The organism is Corynebacterium sp. Marseille-Q4381, assembly GCF_036881695.1.
Classification (GTDB): Bacteria; Actinomycetota; Actinomycetes; order Mycobacteriales; family Mycobacteriaceae; genus Corynebacterium.
Genome location: NZ_JBAJNR010000002.1, coordinates 243,187 through 256,975, shown reverse-complemented (window position 1 = coordinate 256,975; position 13,789 = coordinate 243,187). Strand labels below are relative to the sequence as shown.

Below are 13,789 nucleotides of genomic sequence, written 5' to 3'. Positions count from 1 at the left end.
TCAATGCGCACCGACCCGGTGGACAATCAGCCCGCGGCTTATGCCGTGGTCGAAATATCGATGATTGTCACCGGGTCGTTGCTATGTGGCGCGTAAGCGGGGGTCTCCCAGTGCTACTTTCGCGAAGTAATGGAATAATCGAACAAGGAAAATATCCGCTATAGACGCTTCGGCGTCGCAGAAGTATCGCGGCGCGGCGGTGTCGACAACTAACAAGTTGGGGTAATAAACGTGGCACAAGAAGTGCTTAAGGACCTGAACAAGGTTCGCAACATCGGCATCATGGCCCACATCGATGCTGGTAAGACGACCACCACCGAGCGCATCCTGTTCTACACGGGTATCAACCGCAAGGTTGGCGAGACCCACGACGGTGGCGCAACCACCGACTGGATGGAGCAGGAAAAGGAGCGCGGCATCACCATTACGTCCGCCGCGGTGACCTGCTTCTGGAACAACAACCAGATCAACATCATCGACACCCCGGGCCACGTGGACTTCACCGTTGAGGTGGAGCGCTCCCTCCGCGTGCTCGATGGCGCTGTCGCCGTCTTTGACGGTAAGGAAGGCGTTGAGCCGCAGTCCGAGCAGGTGTGGCGTCAGGCTGCGAAGTACGACGTTCCGCGTATCTGCTTCGTCAACAAGATGGATAAGCTCGGCGCGGACTTCTTCTACACCGTCGGCACCATCGTCGACCGTCTCGGCGCGAAGCCGTTGGTTATGCAGATCCCGATTGGCGCAGAGGACAACTTCGACGGCGTCGTCGACCTCGTCGAGATGAAGGCGTACCTGTGGCCGGGCAAGGTTGAGACCGGTACCCCGCCGCAGATCCAGGAGATCCCGGCTGAGCTTCAGGAGCAGGCTGAGGAGTACCGCGAGAAGCTGCTCGAGACCGTCGCCGAGTCCGATGAGGAGCTCATGGAGAAGTACTTCGGCGGCGAGGAGCTCACCGTCGAGGAGATCAAGGCTGCCATCCGCAAGATGACGGTTAACTCCGAGGTCTACCCGGTCTTCTGCGGCACCGCGTACCGCAACAAGGGCATCGAGCCGATCCTGAACGCTGTCGTTGACTACCTGCCGAGCCCGCTGGACATCGGCGAGGTGCACGGCACCTCTGTGGACGGCAGCGAGGAGCTCACCCGCAAGCCGTCTGTTGAGGAGCCGTTCTCCGCACTGGCGTTCAAGATCGCTGTGCACCCGTTCTTCGGCAAGCTCACCTACGTGCGCGTCTACTCCGGCCAGGCTATCCCGGGCGAGCAGATGCTCAACTCCACCAAGAGCAAGAAAGAGCGCGTGGGCAAGCTCTTCCAGATGCACGCGAACAAGGAGAACCCGGTTGAGCACGCTGACGCCGGCAACATCTACGCGTTCATCGGTTTGAAGGAGACCACCACGGGTGACACCCTGTGCAACCCGGATCACCCGATCATCCTCGAGTCCATGGACTTCCCGGACCCGGTTATCCAGGTGGCCATCGAGCCGAAGACCAAGGCTGACCAGGAGAAGCTGGGCACCGCTATCCAGAAGCTCGCCGAAGAGGACCCGACCTTCACCGTCAAGCTCGACGAGGAGACCGGCCAGACCGTTATCGGCGGCATGGGCGAGCTGCACCTCGACGTGCTCGTGGACCGCATGAAGCGTGAGTTCAAGGTTGAGGCGAACATCGGTTCCCCGCAGGTTGCGTACCGCGAGACCATTCGCAAGAAGGTCGAGAGCCTCGACTACACCCACAAGAAGCAGACCGGTGGTTCCGGCCAGTTCGCGAAGGTCATCGTCACCATCGAGCCGTACAACCCGGAGCCGTCGGAGCTGGAGGAGGGCGAGTCCGCAACCTACAAGTTCGAGAACGCCGTCACCGGTGGCCGCGTGCCGAAGGAGTACATCCCGTCGGTTGACGCGGGTATCCAGGACGCGATGCAGTACGGCTTCCTGGCCGGCTTCCCGCTGGTGAACATTAAGGCGACCCTCGAGGACGGCGCGTACCACGACGTCGACTCCTCTGAAATGGCCTTCAAGCTCGCTGGCTCCCAGGTTCTGAAGGAAGCTGTGGCGAAGGCGAAGCCGGTTCTGCTCGAGCCGGTCATGGCCGTCGAGGTTGTCACCCCTGAGGAGTACATGGGTACCGTCAACGGCGACATCAGCTCCCGCCGTGGCCAGGTGTACGCGATGGAGGACCGCTCGGGCGCCAAGGTTGTGCGCGCGAAGGTGCCGCTGTCCGAGATGTTCGGCTACATCGGCGACCTGCGTTCGTCCACCGCTGGCCGCGCGAACTTCTCCATGGTGTTCGACTCCTACGCTGAGGTTCCGCAGAGCGTCGCACAGGAGATCATCGACGAGCGCAACGGCAACTAAGCCGGGCAGCGCCTCCCGCATCCTTTCCTGACGGCCCGTCGCCGCTAGCCAGGGCGGCGGGTCGAACGAGGGGGAGGAGTGCATCACCTGGTGGGTAGCGGCTCGCTGAGACCCTGCGATCGAAGCAGATCGCCGGGGTTTGAGCCGGCCGTTACCCACTAGGTAGGTCCGGGTTTGATACGGATCGGCCGGTTTGTAAAACGGTCATTCAGAATCTAGGATCATGTAACTGGCACATTGTGAAATGGTCGTTGCTTGGCGTCCTGCGCGAGTGGGCCGTGGAGCAAGGCAAATGTAAACCACGTGGCTGCGAAGGTCGTAGCCACCATGAAGTCCAGGAGGACAACAAGTGGCAAAGGCAAAGTTCGAGCGTACGAAGCCGCACGTCAACATTGGCACCATCGGTCACGTCGACCACGGCAAGACCACCACCACGGCTGCCATCACCACCGTGCTGGCTAACCAGTACCCGGAGGAGAACAAGGCGTTCGACTACGCCGCCATCGACAAGGCTCCGGAGGAGCGCGAGCGCGGCATTACCATCAACATCTCCCACGTGGAGTACAACACCCCGAAGCGCCACTACGCACACGTTGACGCCCCGGGCCACGCCGACTACATCAAGAACATGATCACCGGCGCTGCTCAGATGGACGGCGCGATCCTCGTGGTCGCTGCTACCGACGGCCCGATGCCGCAGACCCGCGAGCACGTGCTGCTCGCTCGCCAGGTGGGCGTTCCGTACATCCTCGTTGCGCTGAACAAGTGCGACATGGTTGACGACGAGGAGATCATCGAGCTCGTCGAGATGGAGGTCCGCGAGCTTCTGGCTGAGCAGGACTACGACGAGGAAGCTCCGATCGTTCACATTTCCGCTCTGAAGGCTCTCGAGGGCGAGCAGAAGTGGGTCGACTCTATCGTTGAGCTCATGCAGGCTTGCGACGATTCCATTCCGGACCCGGTCCGCGAGACCGACCGCGACTTCCTGATGCCGATCGAGGACATCTTCACCATTTCCGGCCGCGGTACCGTGGTTACCGGTCGTGTGGAGCGCGGTGTCCTCAACCTCAACGATGAGGTCGAGATCATCGGTATCCGCGAGAAGTCCCAGAAGACCACCGTTACCTCCATCGAGATGTTCAACAAGCTCCTCGACACCGCTGAGGCCGGCGACAACGCAGCTCTGCTGCTCCGCGGTCTGAAGCGCGAGGACGTTGAGCGTGGCCAGGTCGTTATCAAGCCGGGCGCTTACACCCCGCACACCAAGTTCGAGGGTTCTGTCTACGTCCTGTCCAAGGACGAGGGCGGCCGCCACACCCCGTTCTTCGACAACTACCGTCCGCAGTTCTACTTCCGCACCACCGACGTGACCGGCGTTGTGAAGCTGCCGGAGGGCACCGAGATGGTTATGCCGGGCGACAACGTTGAGATGTCCGTTGAGCTCATCCAGCCGGTCGCTATGGACGAGGGCCTGCGCTTCGCCATCCGCGAGGGCTCCCGCACCGTCGGCGCTGGCCGTGTTACCAAGATCCTCGACTAATTCGAGACTTGGCTAGCACCAGTTAGTTAGCTAAGAAGAGCCGCATCCCGCCACGGGGTGCGGCTTTTCGCGTTTCTGGGGTCCAGTACACTTTGCTGCGTGCAAGGATCAGACCCCACCCGGATCCCGCGGCTCATAAGCGCTCTCCAAGACGCTTGGGAGGGCCAGCCCGATCTCTCGCTCCCGGCATTCATCGGCATGCTGCAGACGAAGGGGTTGTCCTGGGGCTCGACTGAAGAGGAGCTTTTGATGCTTCTCGATGAGGTGTCCTCCCGCCACCCCGCCCTCATCACAGCGGCGCCGGCCTCTCCGACGGTGATCGCTACGTCGTCACCGCGTATGACCGTCACGCTGTCCGGCGGCACGGTCATTGCCCGCAGCGGCGACGACCCCCGCCGGATGCCCGGGCTGTGGAGGTACTCGGGCCTGCGCCCAGCTGGCCCTGGGAGGCCCCTCGTCATCACCGACGAGGAGGGGACGGAGCACCGGATGGGGGTTGTCGAGTTGATGACGGTGATTGACGCCGCGCGTGCACCGGGAACTGCGTTTCTCGAGCAGACAGAAGTGGGTTCGGCTAGGTGGCTTATTCTCTTCGAGGATGGAAGCCGGGCCGTGCTAGGCCAGCGGCTTCGTATGTGGACGACCGCGGGGCGCGAGACCGAACTCGAGATTATCCCGTGGCGCGCTGTTGCGGTGGTACCGGGCGGGGAAATGGAAGTGGCCCCAGCGGGCGGCGGTAAAACTCGCCGGCTGGGGCCGGTTGCGGCAGTCTGGCTACTAGAGGTCTAGGCCGCTACGCGGTCCAGATGCAGCTTCCACACGGCATCGATCTCCATCGTGTGGTTGGCGATACGGAAGTCCTCGTTTGCTCGCTCGATCGCCTGAATTGCTTCCTCGAGCTGGTACTCGGGTTCCGCGGTGACCGTGAATGTCGCGGTCGGGCGCTGGCCGACCATCGCCACGCGGCAGTCTGCCTTGGCGATAGCTTCCTCGCTGGAAAGGGCAGCGCAAGCTGCGTCGCTCAGCCGCTGAACATTGATGACAGTCTCTCCGTGCGCCGGGTCAGCCGGGGTGATCTCGCGGTTGGAGAACGCCCGGCTGCGCACGTTGGCGAGGATGAACCAGAGTCCGAGCAGGAACAGCAGGAGCGCGGAGATAATCAACGCGGAGTTGTACCAACTCTGGTCGGTGACCGCCGCAATTGCGGAGCGGTCGAACTGGTTGAGCCAGTCGCTGACGTAAGGGATATCCCAATACAACGCGGCGGGCAGTAGGCCAGCAACCAGTAGAAGGAGGCCGATGAGAAACGTCACGAAACGGTCGAAGAATGCGAGGCCCTTGGTCATCGTGCCACCTCCTGGGTGTTAGCGGCCTGGTTCGGCTGCACCGGTGCAGTGGTCTTCACCGTGACCGCCGGTGGGGTCTGCAGTCGGTAAAATTCGCCGTTGAGTGCTGCTGCGACGCGCTCCTGCGCTGTTCCCGTGCCGTCTTCAGGCACGTCAACGGTCAGCTTCTTCCGGTCTGCCTTAGAGCGGATCGTTTCCCCGCCCGTCTCAGCGCGGGCGGTAGACGTGGCCTTCCGGGCGATGTCGACCGGGCGCATCCAGACGGATGCGGTGGAATTGACGCGGACGTGGGTGCGCTTGCGCGGTACGAACGAGGCAATGATGAGCCACAGGCCGATCAGCGAGATGATGATTCCCACGGTCACAGCCACAGCGTCGACCACGTGGTTAGCTAAGAAGTCGAGCACGGGCTGCACCCACGAGGTGAAAGGCTCGTCTTGGTATACAAACCACAGTTCCCGAGCCAAAAGGCCCGCAAGCGCGAGGAACGCAAGCCCGACCACAACGGTGATCCATCGGGCAGCTGGGTTCGCTCGCGGCTCGCCGCCAGGGTGCGGTCCGAGGGGGCGGGGCTGTTCCGCCGCGCGTTCTCTAACGGGTGCGGTCATAGTACTTCTCCACCGGTCGGATCGTGATCTGCTTCAGGGGCTGCGGCGCCGGTGCAACAGGCCGGAGCACCTGCTGTGGTGGGGGAGGGGCGACGTGGCGCAGCTTCGGCGCTGGCGGAATCGACACCTCCACCATCGGCGGGCGGTCTACCAGCACCTGCTTCAGGGGCTTGCGCAGCGGCAAGGAAACCGGCTCGACCCGCGTCTGGTGCGCATACACAGGTGCGAGCGCCGGCCTCGGCCGCGCGCGGGCGGGCACGAGCGGGCGAGGTTCCGGCACGTCCACCCCGTGAACGTCCGTCGAGTGGACGTGAATTGCTGCCAGCTCCTGCGGGCGGGTCGGCAGTGGGACGCGAACCTCGCGCTCTGGGGGCACCGAAATCTCCTCGAGTTCGCGGGCAGGGCCGACGAAACCGGAGGTTCGTACGTAGCCCGGTTCGGGGGTTGCCACGTGATCCACCTCTGGTTCCGCGGGCACTTCGACGTGCTCGACCTCGGGCGGCGCCGGGACGGTAACTTCGCGCATTTCCTCCCACGAGGCCGCGACCTCGATCGGCGTCAGTTCTTCGCGCTCCTTCGTCACAGGAGAGGTGACGCGGGACGGGGACACGCGGATTGCGTCCGGTTCTGGCTCAGCGGTGTGGCTCGCCACGTCGTCCCATGTGACGCGGCCCTGCTGCGGGTCGCTTTCCACATGGGCGACGGTGACCTTGACGCGGGACACATCGAGGCCGCACAGGGCTCGGATGTGGGCGATGATCGTGGCGCGCACAGCGTCGGTGATCGCCGCGACCGGCGCAGGGTATGTCGTCGCGATTTCGGCATCGACCGCAGCAATGGAGGAGGCCAAGTCCAAGCGCACGTTAACGCGCGGGTACTTGCGCCCAGCGATGCCGGCGAGCTGCGCGTCGAGGTGGTGCACGCCGGGTACGGTCAGCGCCGCCAGCTCGGCGACGCGCTCCACCGCCTTTTCGCTGATGTGGTAAAACGACTCGTCCATTAGCCTCGGCCTCTGCCGGAGGTCGTGCTCACAGCGCGGGCCAAATCAACGCGCCCGTCGAGCTGGGCGCCGACAACGCCGCCGATGACGGAGAAGAGCAGCAGCCACAGCAGCCCGAGGGCTCCGCCGAAGGTGACGAAGAACGCGACGATAACGCCGATAAGCACGCCGAGAGCCGTCTTGTTCGCAAAGATATCCATGTTAAAACACCAGTGTTTCCGGTTGAAGTGTCTTCCGGTTAGTCGGACGAGGACGCGCCGTCAACAGCGTCGGCGACAACGACGTCGACGAACGTGAAGTCCGTGTTGGCAAGAATCGCGTTTCGCACGTCACCGGCGACAGACTCGATGTCCCTGCCGGAACTGACGTCGAAGACAATGTGCGCCTCGATGCCGGTTCCCGCGTCGCCGCGTTGCGCGTGCTTCAGACCCTCAACGCGCTCTCCGGGAAGCAGGAGAGCGACTTCGCCGACGCGACCCCCGTCGAGGCCCGCCACACCGTCCACGCCTAGCGCGGCATCGCGCGCTGCGTGGGCCGTTTCGCGGGTAACGGTGGCCTGTGCCATAACTACTGGCCCAGAGCCGGGTTAGCTGCCTGGTAGTTCACCGGCTCGTCGTACTGTTCCTGGGGCGCGGCGGTCTCCTGCTCCGGCAGGTGAACGTCGTGGACGGTGACGTCGACACGGTCGACGATCAGGCCGGTCATGCGGGTGACGGCGACGGTGATGTTCTCGCGGATGGCGTTGGCCAGCTCGTGAATAGCAACGCCGTATTCTGCGATGATGGCGACAGCGACGTTCACATGGCCGTCCTGGACAGCGACGTTGACACCCTGCTGCACGTTGGTGGAGGACGTGAAGGACTCGCGGACAGCACCCCACATGCGGGCTGCACCGCCGCCGAGGTTGTGCACGCCGGACACCTCGCGGGCGGCGATGCCGGCGATCTTGCCCACAACGTTGTCGTCGATAACCGTGGTGCCGTGCTCGGTCTCCAGGTTCTCGTTGCGCGGGCGAACCTGCTCCGGCTCAACAGCCGAAGTGGTGGAAGCGGCCGGGGTAGCGGCGGCAGTGTTCGCGGCCGCCGTAGTCTCGGTGGAGGTGGAGTTAGCCGGGGTGTTCTGGGCCATGATGGGTCCTTTCAAAGGGAGATACGTACATGGCAAGCCTACCTGCTTTTAAGGAAATGGGTTTGGTGTTGCGCGGGGCGTCGGCAAGCGGAAATTGCATTTACTTTGTGCCGTGTGTTTAAATACGCAGGTTGCTTTGACATGGCCCGTGCGCACGCACCGGCGATGGTGAAGCGACCATGACACACCCACCGGGGTGGGACATGGCAAATAAACAGCGGCAGTACGCGAAAGGTCACGCACCCTTCCGAGTCTGACACCTATTCCTTATCTATTAAGGGACGGGGAAAGCAATGGCACGTACGCGCAGTTTTGCGCCGTTCGCCCCATCTTTCCGGCAGTGTCATGGCAGTCATTGAACGACACTGGCGTTGAGCCAAGGGCCCAGCCCGGACAACGTTATAGAGAAACTACAAGCTACAACCCCACCAATTCCGAATACGAGCTTTACTCAAGGCAAGTAACGGGAATGTGGGGATGCGAGGAAGAGGTAAGCGTGGCGGGACAGAAGATCCGCATCAGGCTCAAGGCCTACGACCACGAAGCGATCGACGCATCCGCGAAGAAGATCGTTGAGACGGTCACCCGCACGGGTGCCCGCGTCGTTGGACCGGTGCCGTTGCCCACTGAAAAGAACGTGTACGCCGTCATTCGTTCTCCGCACAAGTACAAGGATTCTCGCGAGCACTTCGAGATGCGCACCCACAAGCGCCTCATCGATATTCTCGATCCGACGCCGAAGACCGTCGACGCGCTTATGCGCATCGACCTTCCGGCCAGCGTTGACGTGAACATCCAGTAAGCAGGAGAACAAAAATGTCTGACAACCAGAAAGGGATTCTGGGCAAGAAGATCGGCATGACCCAGATCTTCGACGAGGACAACCGAGTTATCCCGGTTACCGTCGTCCAAGCTGGTCCGTGCGTGGTCACCCAGATCCGTACCCCAGAGACCGATGGCTACTCCGCCATCCAGATCGCTTACGGCGACATCGATCCCCGTAAGGCGAAGAAGCCGCAGGCTGGCCACTTCAAAAAGGCTGGCGTGAACCCGCGCCGCTACGTGGCTGAAATCCGTATGGACGACACCTCCGAGTACGAGGTCGGCCAGGAGTTCAACGCGACCATCTTCGACGGCGACACCTACGTCGACGTCGTCGGCACCACCAAGGGCAAGGGCTACGCCGGCGCCATGAAGCGCCACGGCTTCGCCGGCCAGGGTGCTGCCCACGGTAACCAGGCATCGCACCGCCGCGTCGGCGGCATCGGCGCCTGCGCTACCCCGGGCCGCGTGTTCAAGGGCAAGCGCATGGCTGGCCGCATGGGCGGTAACCGCGTTACTACCCAGAACTTGAAGATCCAACGCATCGACGGCGACAACAACCTGATCCTGATCAAGGGCGCTATCCCGGGCCCGAAGGGCAGCCTTGTTACCGTCAAGACCGCAGTGAAGGGCGGTGCTCACGCATGACGAACTTGACGCTCGACGTCCACACCGCTGAGGGAGCTACCAACGGCACCGTTGAGCTTCCGGCAGAGTTTTTTGACCGCGAGGCTTCGATTGCGCTGATGCACCAGGTTGTTATCGCGCAGCTCGCGGCAGCCCGCCAGGGCACCCACGCCACCAAGACCCGCGGCCAGGTCCGCGGCGGTGGCAAGAAGCCGTTCCGCCAGAAGGGCACCGGTCGCGCCCGCCAGGGTTCGATCCGCGCGCCGCACTTCACCGGCGGTGGCACCGTTCACGGTCCGCAGCCGCGTTCCTACGCGCAGCGCACCCCCAAGAAGATGATCAAGGCAGCTCTCGCAGGCGCACTGACCGACCGCGCACGCAACGGTCGCATCCACGTTGTGGAGGACCTTGTCCCGGGCCAGACCCCGTCGACAAAGTCCGCCCGCGCCTTCATCGAGCGCCTGACCGACCGTAAGTCCGTTCTGCTGGTTACCGGCAGCGAGGATGTCAACTCCCGTCTTTCCGCACGGAATCTGCCGGGCGTCCACATCATCTCTCCGAACATGCTGAACACCTACGACGTGCTCAACGCTGACGACGTCGTGTTTACGGTCGAGGCACTGCACACCTTCATCAACCGCGGCAACGAGCTCGCAGCTGCAGCCGGCGCTACGGAGGAGGAGAAGTAAATGGCTAAGATCGCCAACGCTCGCGACATCATCATCGCCCCGGTTCTCTCTGAGAAGACCTACGCGCTGATGGAGCAGAACACGTACACGTTTTTCGTGAACCCGTCTGCGAACAAGACCCAGATCAAGATTGCCGTGGAAGAGATCTTTGGCGTCGACGTTGCTTCGGTGAACACCGCGAACCGCGAGGGCAAGCGCAAGCGCTCCCGCACCGGTTTCGGTAAGCGCAAGGACACCAAGCGCGCCTACGTCACTCTCCGCGAGGGCAGCGACTCCATCGACATCTTCGGCGGCGCAACGGTCTAAGACCGTGGCTCTCGTATCACGAAGATACCGATAGAAAAGGACACACTATGGCTATTCGCAAGTACAAGCCGACAACCCCGGGTCGCCGCAACAGCTCTGTTTCCGAGTTCGAGGAAATCACTCGCTCGACTCCGGAGAAGTCCCTGCTGCGCCCGCTCCCGAAGAAGGGTGGCCGCAACTCTCACGGCCACATCACCACCCGCCACCGCGGCGGCGGCCACAAGCGTCGCTACCGCGTGATCGACTTCCGCCGTTCCGACAAGGACGGCGTGCTGGCAAAGGTCGCTCACATCGAGTACGACCCGAACCGCACCGCCAACATTGCGCTGCTGCACTACTACGACGGTGAGAAGCGCTACATCATTGCGCCGAAGGGTCTGACCCAGGGCACCGTGATCGAGTCCGGTCCGAACGCCGACATCAAGGTTGGCAACAACCTGCCGCTGCGCAACATCCCGACGGGTACCACCATCCACTGCGTGGAGCTGAAGCCGGGCGCAGGCGCCAAGCTCGCCCGTTCCGCAGGTACGTCCATCCAGCTTCTGGGTAAGGAAGGCTCCTACGCAGTGCTGCGTATGCCGTCCTCCGAGATCCGCCGCGTGGACATCCGCTGCCGCGCAACCGTTGGTGAGGTCGGTAACGCCGACCAGATCAACATCCGCTGGGGTAAGGCCGGCCGCATGCGCTGGAAGGGCTGGCGCCCGACCGTGCGTGGTGTGGTTATGAACCCGGTTGACCACCCGCACGGTGGTGGTGAGGGTAAGACCTCCGGTGGTCGCCACCCGGTTTCGCCGTGGGGCCAGAAGGAAGGCCGCACCCGCAACCCGAACCGTTACTCGAACAACATGATCGTGCGCCGCCGTCGCACGAAGAAGCGCTAAGAGGAGGTAAGACTACATGCCACGCAGCCTGAAGAAGGGCCCGTTCGTCGATGAGCACCTCCTCAACAAGGTGGACGCTCAGAACGAGGCCGGCACCAAGCAGGTCATCAAGACCTGGTCTCGCCGCTCGACCATTCTCCCCGATTTCATCGGCCACACCTTTGCTGTCCACGACGGACGCAAGCACGTGCCGGTGTTCGTAGACGAGTCCATGGTCGGCCACAAGCTCGGCGAGTTTGCACCCACCAAGACCTTCAAGGGTCACGTCAAGGAAACGAAGGGACGTCGATAAGCAATGGCTGAGACCATCACCACTGCATCCGCGACGGCCAAGTTCGTGCGCACTACCCCGATGAAGGCCCGCCGCGTGCTGGCTCTCGTCCGCGGGAAGTCCGTGTCCGAGGCCCTCGCAATTCTGAAGTACGCGCCGCAGGACGCCGCTAAGCCGGTTGCCAAGGTCGTCGCGTCCGCAGCGGCCAACGCCGAGAACAACTTCGGCCTGGATCCGCGCACCCTGGTTATCGCAGAGTGCTACGCCAACGAGGGCCCGACCATGCGCCGCTACCAGCCGCGCGCACAGGGCCGCGCATTCCAGATCCGGAAGCGCACCTCCCACATCACTGTTGTCGTCGAGTCCAAGGAAGAGGCGAACTAATGGGTCAGAAAATCCACCCCCACGGCCTGCGCCTGGGTATCACTTCCGATTGGAAGTCCCACTGGTACGCCGACAAGAACTACGCCGACTACGTTGCTGAGGACATCAAGATCCGGGAGTACCTGGAGAAGAACCTCGAGCGCGCCGGTATCGCCGATGTTGTCATCGAGCGCACCCGCGACCGCGTCCGCGTGGACATTCACACCGCCCGACCGGGCATTGTGATTGGCCGCCGCGGCGCTGAGGCTGACCGCATCCGCCGCGAGCTGGAGAAGCTCACCGGCAAGATGGTCGCCCTCAACATCATCGAGGTCAAGAACGTCGACGCCAACGCGACCCTGGTCGCGCAGTCGATCGCTGAGCAGCTTGTCAACCGTGTGGCGTTCCGCCGCGCGATGCGCAAGGCTATCCAGTCCGCGATGCGCAACCCGCAGGTCAAGGGCATCAAGGTGATGACCTCTGGCCGTCTGGGCGGCGCTGAGATGTCCCGTGTCGAGCGCTACCACGAAGGCCGCGTGCCCCTGCACACCCTTCGTGCGGAGATCGACTACGGCACGGCAGAGGCACACACCACCTTCGGCGTCATCGGCGTCAAGGTGTGGATCTACAAGGGCGATGTCGTCGGTGGCGTTCGTGAGTCTGAGCTCAACGCACCGAAGAACGAGCGCGGTGGCCGCGGCGACCGCGATCGCCGCCCGCGCCGCGGTGGCCAGCGCCGCCAGCAGCGCGCCGAGCAGAAGCAGGAGGGCTAAACATGCTTATTCCTAAGCGCGTGAAGTACCGCCGTCAGCACCGTCCGGGCCGTTCCGGCGTGTCCAAGGGCGGCAACCAGATCAACTTCGGTGACTACGGCCTGCAGGCTCTCGAGCCGGCCTACATCACCAACCGCCAGATCGAGTCCGCTCGTATCGCGATCAACCGCCACGTCAAGCGCGGCGGTAAGGTCTGGATCAACATCTTCCCGGACCGTCCGCTGACCCAGAAGCCGCTCGGCGTGCGTATGGGTTCCGGTAAGGGCCCGGTTGAGAAGTGGGTGGCCAACGTGAAGCCGGGCCGCATCCTCTTCGAGATGTCCTACCCGAACGAGGAGACTGCTATGGAGGCTCTGCGCCGCGCTGGCGCGAAGCTGCCGTGCAAGACCCGCGTGATCAAGAAGGAGGACCAGTTCTAATGGCTACCGGTACCCCCGCATCCGAATTCCGCGAGCTCAACGACGATGAGCTGCGCACCCGCCTGTCCGAGGCGAAGGAAGAGCTGTTCAACCTGCGCTTCCAGCTCGCGACGGGTCAGTTGACCAACAACCGCCGCATCTCCACCGTGAAGCGCGACATCGCACGCATCTACACCGTGCTGCGCGAGCGCGAGCTCGGCCTGTCCGTTGTACCCGAGTCTGCAGGAGCTGAGGCATAACCATGACTGAGGCAAACGTGACTGAGAACAACACTGGCAAGGGCCCGAAGCACACTGAGGCGAAGCCGAAGGAGAAGGGCCTGCAGAAGCGTCGCCGCGGCTACGTCGTGTCCGACAAGATGGACAAGACGATCGTGGTTGAGGTTGAGGACCGCAAGTCCCACCCGCTGTACGGCAAGATCGTCCGTACCACCACGCGCGTGAAGGCGCACGACGAGACCAACTCCGCCGGCATCGGCGATCTCGTCCGCATCGAGGAGACCCGCCCGCTGTCCAAGGACAAGCACTTCCGTCTCGTCGAGATCATCGAGAAGGCTCGTTAAGCAAGCACCGCTTATCGACGCAAGCGTCAACCCGCCCAGCCCAACTCCAGGGCCGAGGCGGGTTTCGCCGTACCTATGGGCAACTGACTAGACTCGCCGTCA

At 63.0% G+C, this 13,789-nt stretch carries 20 protein-coding genes; 14 read left to right on the top strand and 6 right to left on the bottom strand.

The annotated features are described in order from the left end of the window. Positions 1-231 precede the first annotated feature (231 nt). The 3 genes from fusA to V6D40_RS03065 all read left to right on the top strand — a co-directional run bounded on the left by fusA (position 232) and on the right by V6D40_RS03065 (position 4,681). A complete protein-coding gene (gene fusA, locus V6D40_RS03075; protein WP_334288889.1) occupies positions 232-2,352 on the top strand; it encodes an elongation factor G in 2,121 nt (706 codons plus the stop codon). A gap of 349 nt (positions 2,353-2,701) precedes the next feature. Beyond that, on the top strand, positions 2,702-3,892 hold the full coding sequence (gene tuf / locus V6D40_RS03070; protein ID WP_334288888.1) for an elongation factor Tu: 1,191 nt from the start codon (positions 2,702-2,704) through the stop codon (positions 3,890-3,892). 99 nt (positions 3,893-3,991) lie between these two features. Then, the gene (locus tag V6D40_RS03065; RefSeq protein ID WP_334288887.1) at positions 3,992-4,681 is read left to right on the top strand and encodes a hypothetical protein; all 690 of its coding nucleotides are present in this window, start codon (positions 3,992-3,994) and stop codon (positions 4,679-4,681) included. Here V6D40_RS03065 and V6D40_RS03060 read toward each other — a convergent pair. Genes V6D40_RS03060 through V6D40_RS03035 form a run of 6 tightly spaced genes read right to left on the bottom strand, consistent with a single transcriptional unit; the run spans position 4,678 to position 7,974 of the window. Continuing rightward, entirely contained in the window at positions 4,678-5,238 is a 561-nt protein-coding gene (locus tag V6D40_RS03060) for a hypothetical protein (RefSeq protein ID WP_334288886.1), read from the bottom strand. The two genes, V6D40_RS03065 and V6D40_RS03060, sit on opposite strands and share 4 nt — an antisense overlap. Further along, complete coding sequence (locus tag V6D40_RS03055) at positions 5,235-5,846, bottom strand: hypothetical protein (protein ID WP_334288885.1); 612 nt, start codon at positions 5,844-5,846, stop codon at positions 5,235-5,237. The genes V6D40_RS03060 and V6D40_RS03055 overlap by 4 nt, the downstream gene beginning before the upstream one ends. Beyond that, positions 5,830-6,846 carry an Asp23/Gls24 family envelope stress response protein gene (locus V6D40_RS03050; RefSeq protein ID WP_334288884.1) on the bottom strand — a complete coding sequence of 339 codons (1,017 nt, stop codon included), beginning with the start codon at positions 6,844-6,846 and terminating at the stop codon, positions 5,830-5,832. Before V6D40_RS03050 ends, V6D40_RS03055 begins: the two co-directional genes overlap by 17 nt. Beyond that, positions 6,846-7,046: a hypothetical protein gene (locus tag V6D40_RS03045; RefSeq protein WP_334288883.1), complete on the bottom strand. Its 201-nt coding sequence runs from the start codon at positions 7,044-7,046 to the stop codon at positions 6,846-6,848. The genes V6D40_RS03050 and V6D40_RS03045 overlap by 1 nt, the downstream gene beginning before the upstream one ends. Before the next feature lie 38 nt (positions 7,047-7,084). Beyond that, positions 7,085-7,411 carry a hypothetical protein gene (locus V6D40_RS03040; RefSeq protein ID WP_334288882.1) on the bottom strand — a complete coding sequence of 109 codons (327 nt, stop codon included), beginning with the start codon at positions 7,409-7,411 and terminating at the stop codon, positions 7,085-7,087. A 2-nt stretch (positions 7,412-7,413) separates the two neighbouring features. Then, on the bottom strand, positions 7,414-7,974 hold the full coding sequence (locus V6D40_RS03035) for an Asp23/Gls24 family envelope stress response protein (RefSeq protein WP_334288881.1): 561 nt from the start codon (positions 7,972-7,974) through the stop codon (positions 7,414-7,416). A gap of 496 nt (positions 7,975-8,470) precedes the next feature. Here V6D40_RS03035 and rpsJ point away from each other — a divergent pair, with 496 nt between their 5' ends. Genes rpsJ through rpsQ form a run of 11 tightly spaced genes read left to right on the top strand, consistent with a single transcriptional unit; the run spans position 8,471 to position 13,687 of the window. After that, positions 8,471-8,776 carry a 30S ribosomal protein S10 gene (gene rpsJ, locus V6D40_RS03030; protein WP_003848085.1) on the top strand — a complete coding sequence of 102 codons (306 nt, stop codon included), beginning with the start codon at positions 8,471-8,473 and terminating at the stop codon, positions 8,774-8,776. 14 nt (positions 8,777-8,790) lie between these two features. Further along, positions 8,791-9,444 (top strand): 50S ribosomal protein L3, encoded by a 654-nt coding sequence (gene rplC / locus V6D40_RS03025; RefSeq protein WP_334288880.1) that lies wholly within the window; start codon positions 8,791-8,793, stop codon positions 9,442-9,444. Continuing rightward, positions 9,441-10,112 (top strand): 50S ribosomal protein L4, encoded by a 672-nt coding sequence (rplD, locus tag V6D40_RS03020; protein ID WP_334288879.1) that lies wholly within the window; start codon positions 9,441-9,443, stop codon positions 10,110-10,112. The genes rplC and rplD overlap by 4 nt, the downstream gene beginning before the upstream one ends. Continuing rightward, positions 10,113-10,418, top strand: a complete 306-nt coding sequence (rplW, locus tag V6D40_RS03015; RefSeq protein WP_334288878.1) for a 50S ribosomal protein L23 — start codon at positions 10,113-10,115, stop codon at positions 10,416-10,418. Between the two features lie 47 nt (positions 10,419-10,465). Beyond that, positions 10,466-11,299, top strand: a complete 834-nt coding sequence (rplB, locus tag V6D40_RS03010; RefSeq protein WP_334288877.1) for a 50S ribosomal protein L2 — start codon at positions 10,466-10,468, stop codon at positions 11,297-11,299. Positions 11,300-11,315: 16 nt separating this feature from the next. After that, the gene (gene rpsS, locus V6D40_RS03005; RefSeq protein WP_052205395.1) at positions 11,316-11,591 is read left to right on the top strand and encodes a 30S ribosomal protein S19; all 276 of its coding nucleotides are present in this window, start codon (positions 11,316-11,318) and stop codon (positions 11,589-11,591) included. A 3-nt stretch (positions 11,592-11,594) separates the two neighbouring features. After that, complete coding sequence (gene rplV, locus V6D40_RS03000) at positions 11,595-11,954, top strand: 50S ribosomal protein L22 (protein WP_334288876.1); 360 nt, start codon at positions 11,595-11,597, stop codon at positions 11,952-11,954. Then, on the top strand, positions 11,954-12,706 hold the full coding sequence (gene rpsC, locus V6D40_RS02995; protein WP_334288875.1) for a 30S ribosomal protein S3: 753 nt from the start codon (positions 11,954-11,956) through the stop codon (positions 12,704-12,706). Before rplV ends, rpsC begins: the two co-directional genes overlap by 1 nt. 2 nt (positions 12,707-12,708) lie before the next feature. Beyond that, positions 12,709-13,125 carry a 50S ribosomal protein L16 gene (gene rplP / locus V6D40_RS02990; protein ID WP_334288874.1) on the top strand — a complete coding sequence of 139 codons (417 nt, stop codon included), beginning with the start codon at positions 12,709-12,711 and terminating at the stop codon, positions 13,123-13,125. Further along, complete coding sequence (gene rpmC, locus V6D40_RS02985; RefSeq protein WP_334288873.1) at positions 13,125-13,364, top strand: 50S ribosomal protein L29; 240 nt, start codon at positions 13,125-13,127, stop codon at positions 13,362-13,364. The genes rplP and rpmC overlap by 1 nt, the downstream gene beginning before the upstream one ends. Positions 13,365-13,366: 2 nt before the next feature. Then, positions 13,367-13,687 carry a 30S ribosomal protein S17 gene (rpsQ, locus tag V6D40_RS02980; protein ID WP_334288872.1) on the top strand — a complete coding sequence of 107 codons (321 nt, stop codon included), beginning with the start codon at positions 13,367-13,369 and terminating at the stop codon, positions 13,685-13,687. Positions 13,688-13,789 lie beyond the last annotated feature (102 nt).

Coding starts and splice junctions, on each gene's coding strand:
- V6D40_RS03060 (WP_334288886.1), bottom strand. CDS start 5,238: ATGACCAAGGGCCTCGCATTCTTCGACCGTTTCGTGACGTTTCTCATC.
- V6D40_RS03055 (WP_334288885.1), bottom strand. CDS start 5,846: ATGACCGCACCCGTTAGAGAACGCGCGGCGGAACAGCCCCGCCCCCTC.
- V6D40_RS03050 (WP_334288884.1), bottom strand. CDS start 6,846: ATGGACGAGTCGTTTTACCACATCAGCGAAAAGGCGGTGGAGCGCGTC.
- V6D40_RS03045 (WP_334288883.1), bottom strand. CDS start 7,046: ATGGATATCTTTGCGAACAAGACGGCTCTCGGCGTGCTTATCGGCGTT.
- V6D40_RS03040 (WP_334288882.1), bottom strand. CDS start 7,411: ATGGCACAGGCCACCGTTACCCGCGAAACGGCCCACGCAGCGCGCGAT.
- V6D40_RS03035 (WP_334288881.1), bottom strand. CDS start 7,974: ATGGCCCAGAACACCCCGGCTAACTCCACCTCCACCGAGACTACGGCG.
- rplC (WP_334288880.1), top strand. CDS start 8,791: ATGTCTGACAACCAGAAAGGGATTCTGGGCAAGAAGATCGGCATGACC.
- rplD (WP_334288879.1), top strand. CDS start 9,441: ATGACGAACTTGACGCTCGACGTCCACACCGCTGAGGGAGCTACCAAC.
- rplW (WP_334288878.1), top strand. CDS start 10,113: ATGGCTAAGATCGCCAACGCTCGCGACATCATCATCGCCCCGGTTCTC.
- rplB (WP_334288877.1), top strand. CDS start 10,466: ATGGCTATTCGCAAGTACAAGCCGACAACCCCGGGTCGCCGCAACAGC.
- rpsS (WP_052205395.1), top strand. CDS start 11,316: ATGCCACGCAGCCTGAAGAAGGGCCCGTTCGTCGATGAGCACCTCCTC.
- rplV (WP_334288876.1), top strand. CDS start 11,595: ATGGCTGAGACCATCACCACTGCATCCGCGACGGCCAAGTTCGTGCGC.
- rpsC (WP_334288875.1), top strand. CDS start 11,954: ATGGGTCAGAAAATCCACCCCCACGGCCTGCGCCTGGGTATCACTTCC.
- rplP (WP_334288874.1), top strand. CDS start 12,709: ATGCTTATTCCTAAGCGCGTGAAGTACCGCCGTCAGCACCGTCCGGGC.
- rpmC (WP_334288873.1), top strand. CDS start 13,125: ATGGCTACCGGTACCCCCGCATCCGAATTCCGCGAGCTCAACGACGAT.
- rpsQ (WP_334288872.1), top strand. CDS start 13,367: ATGACTGAGGCAAACGTGACTGAGAACAACACTGGCAAGGGCCCGAAG.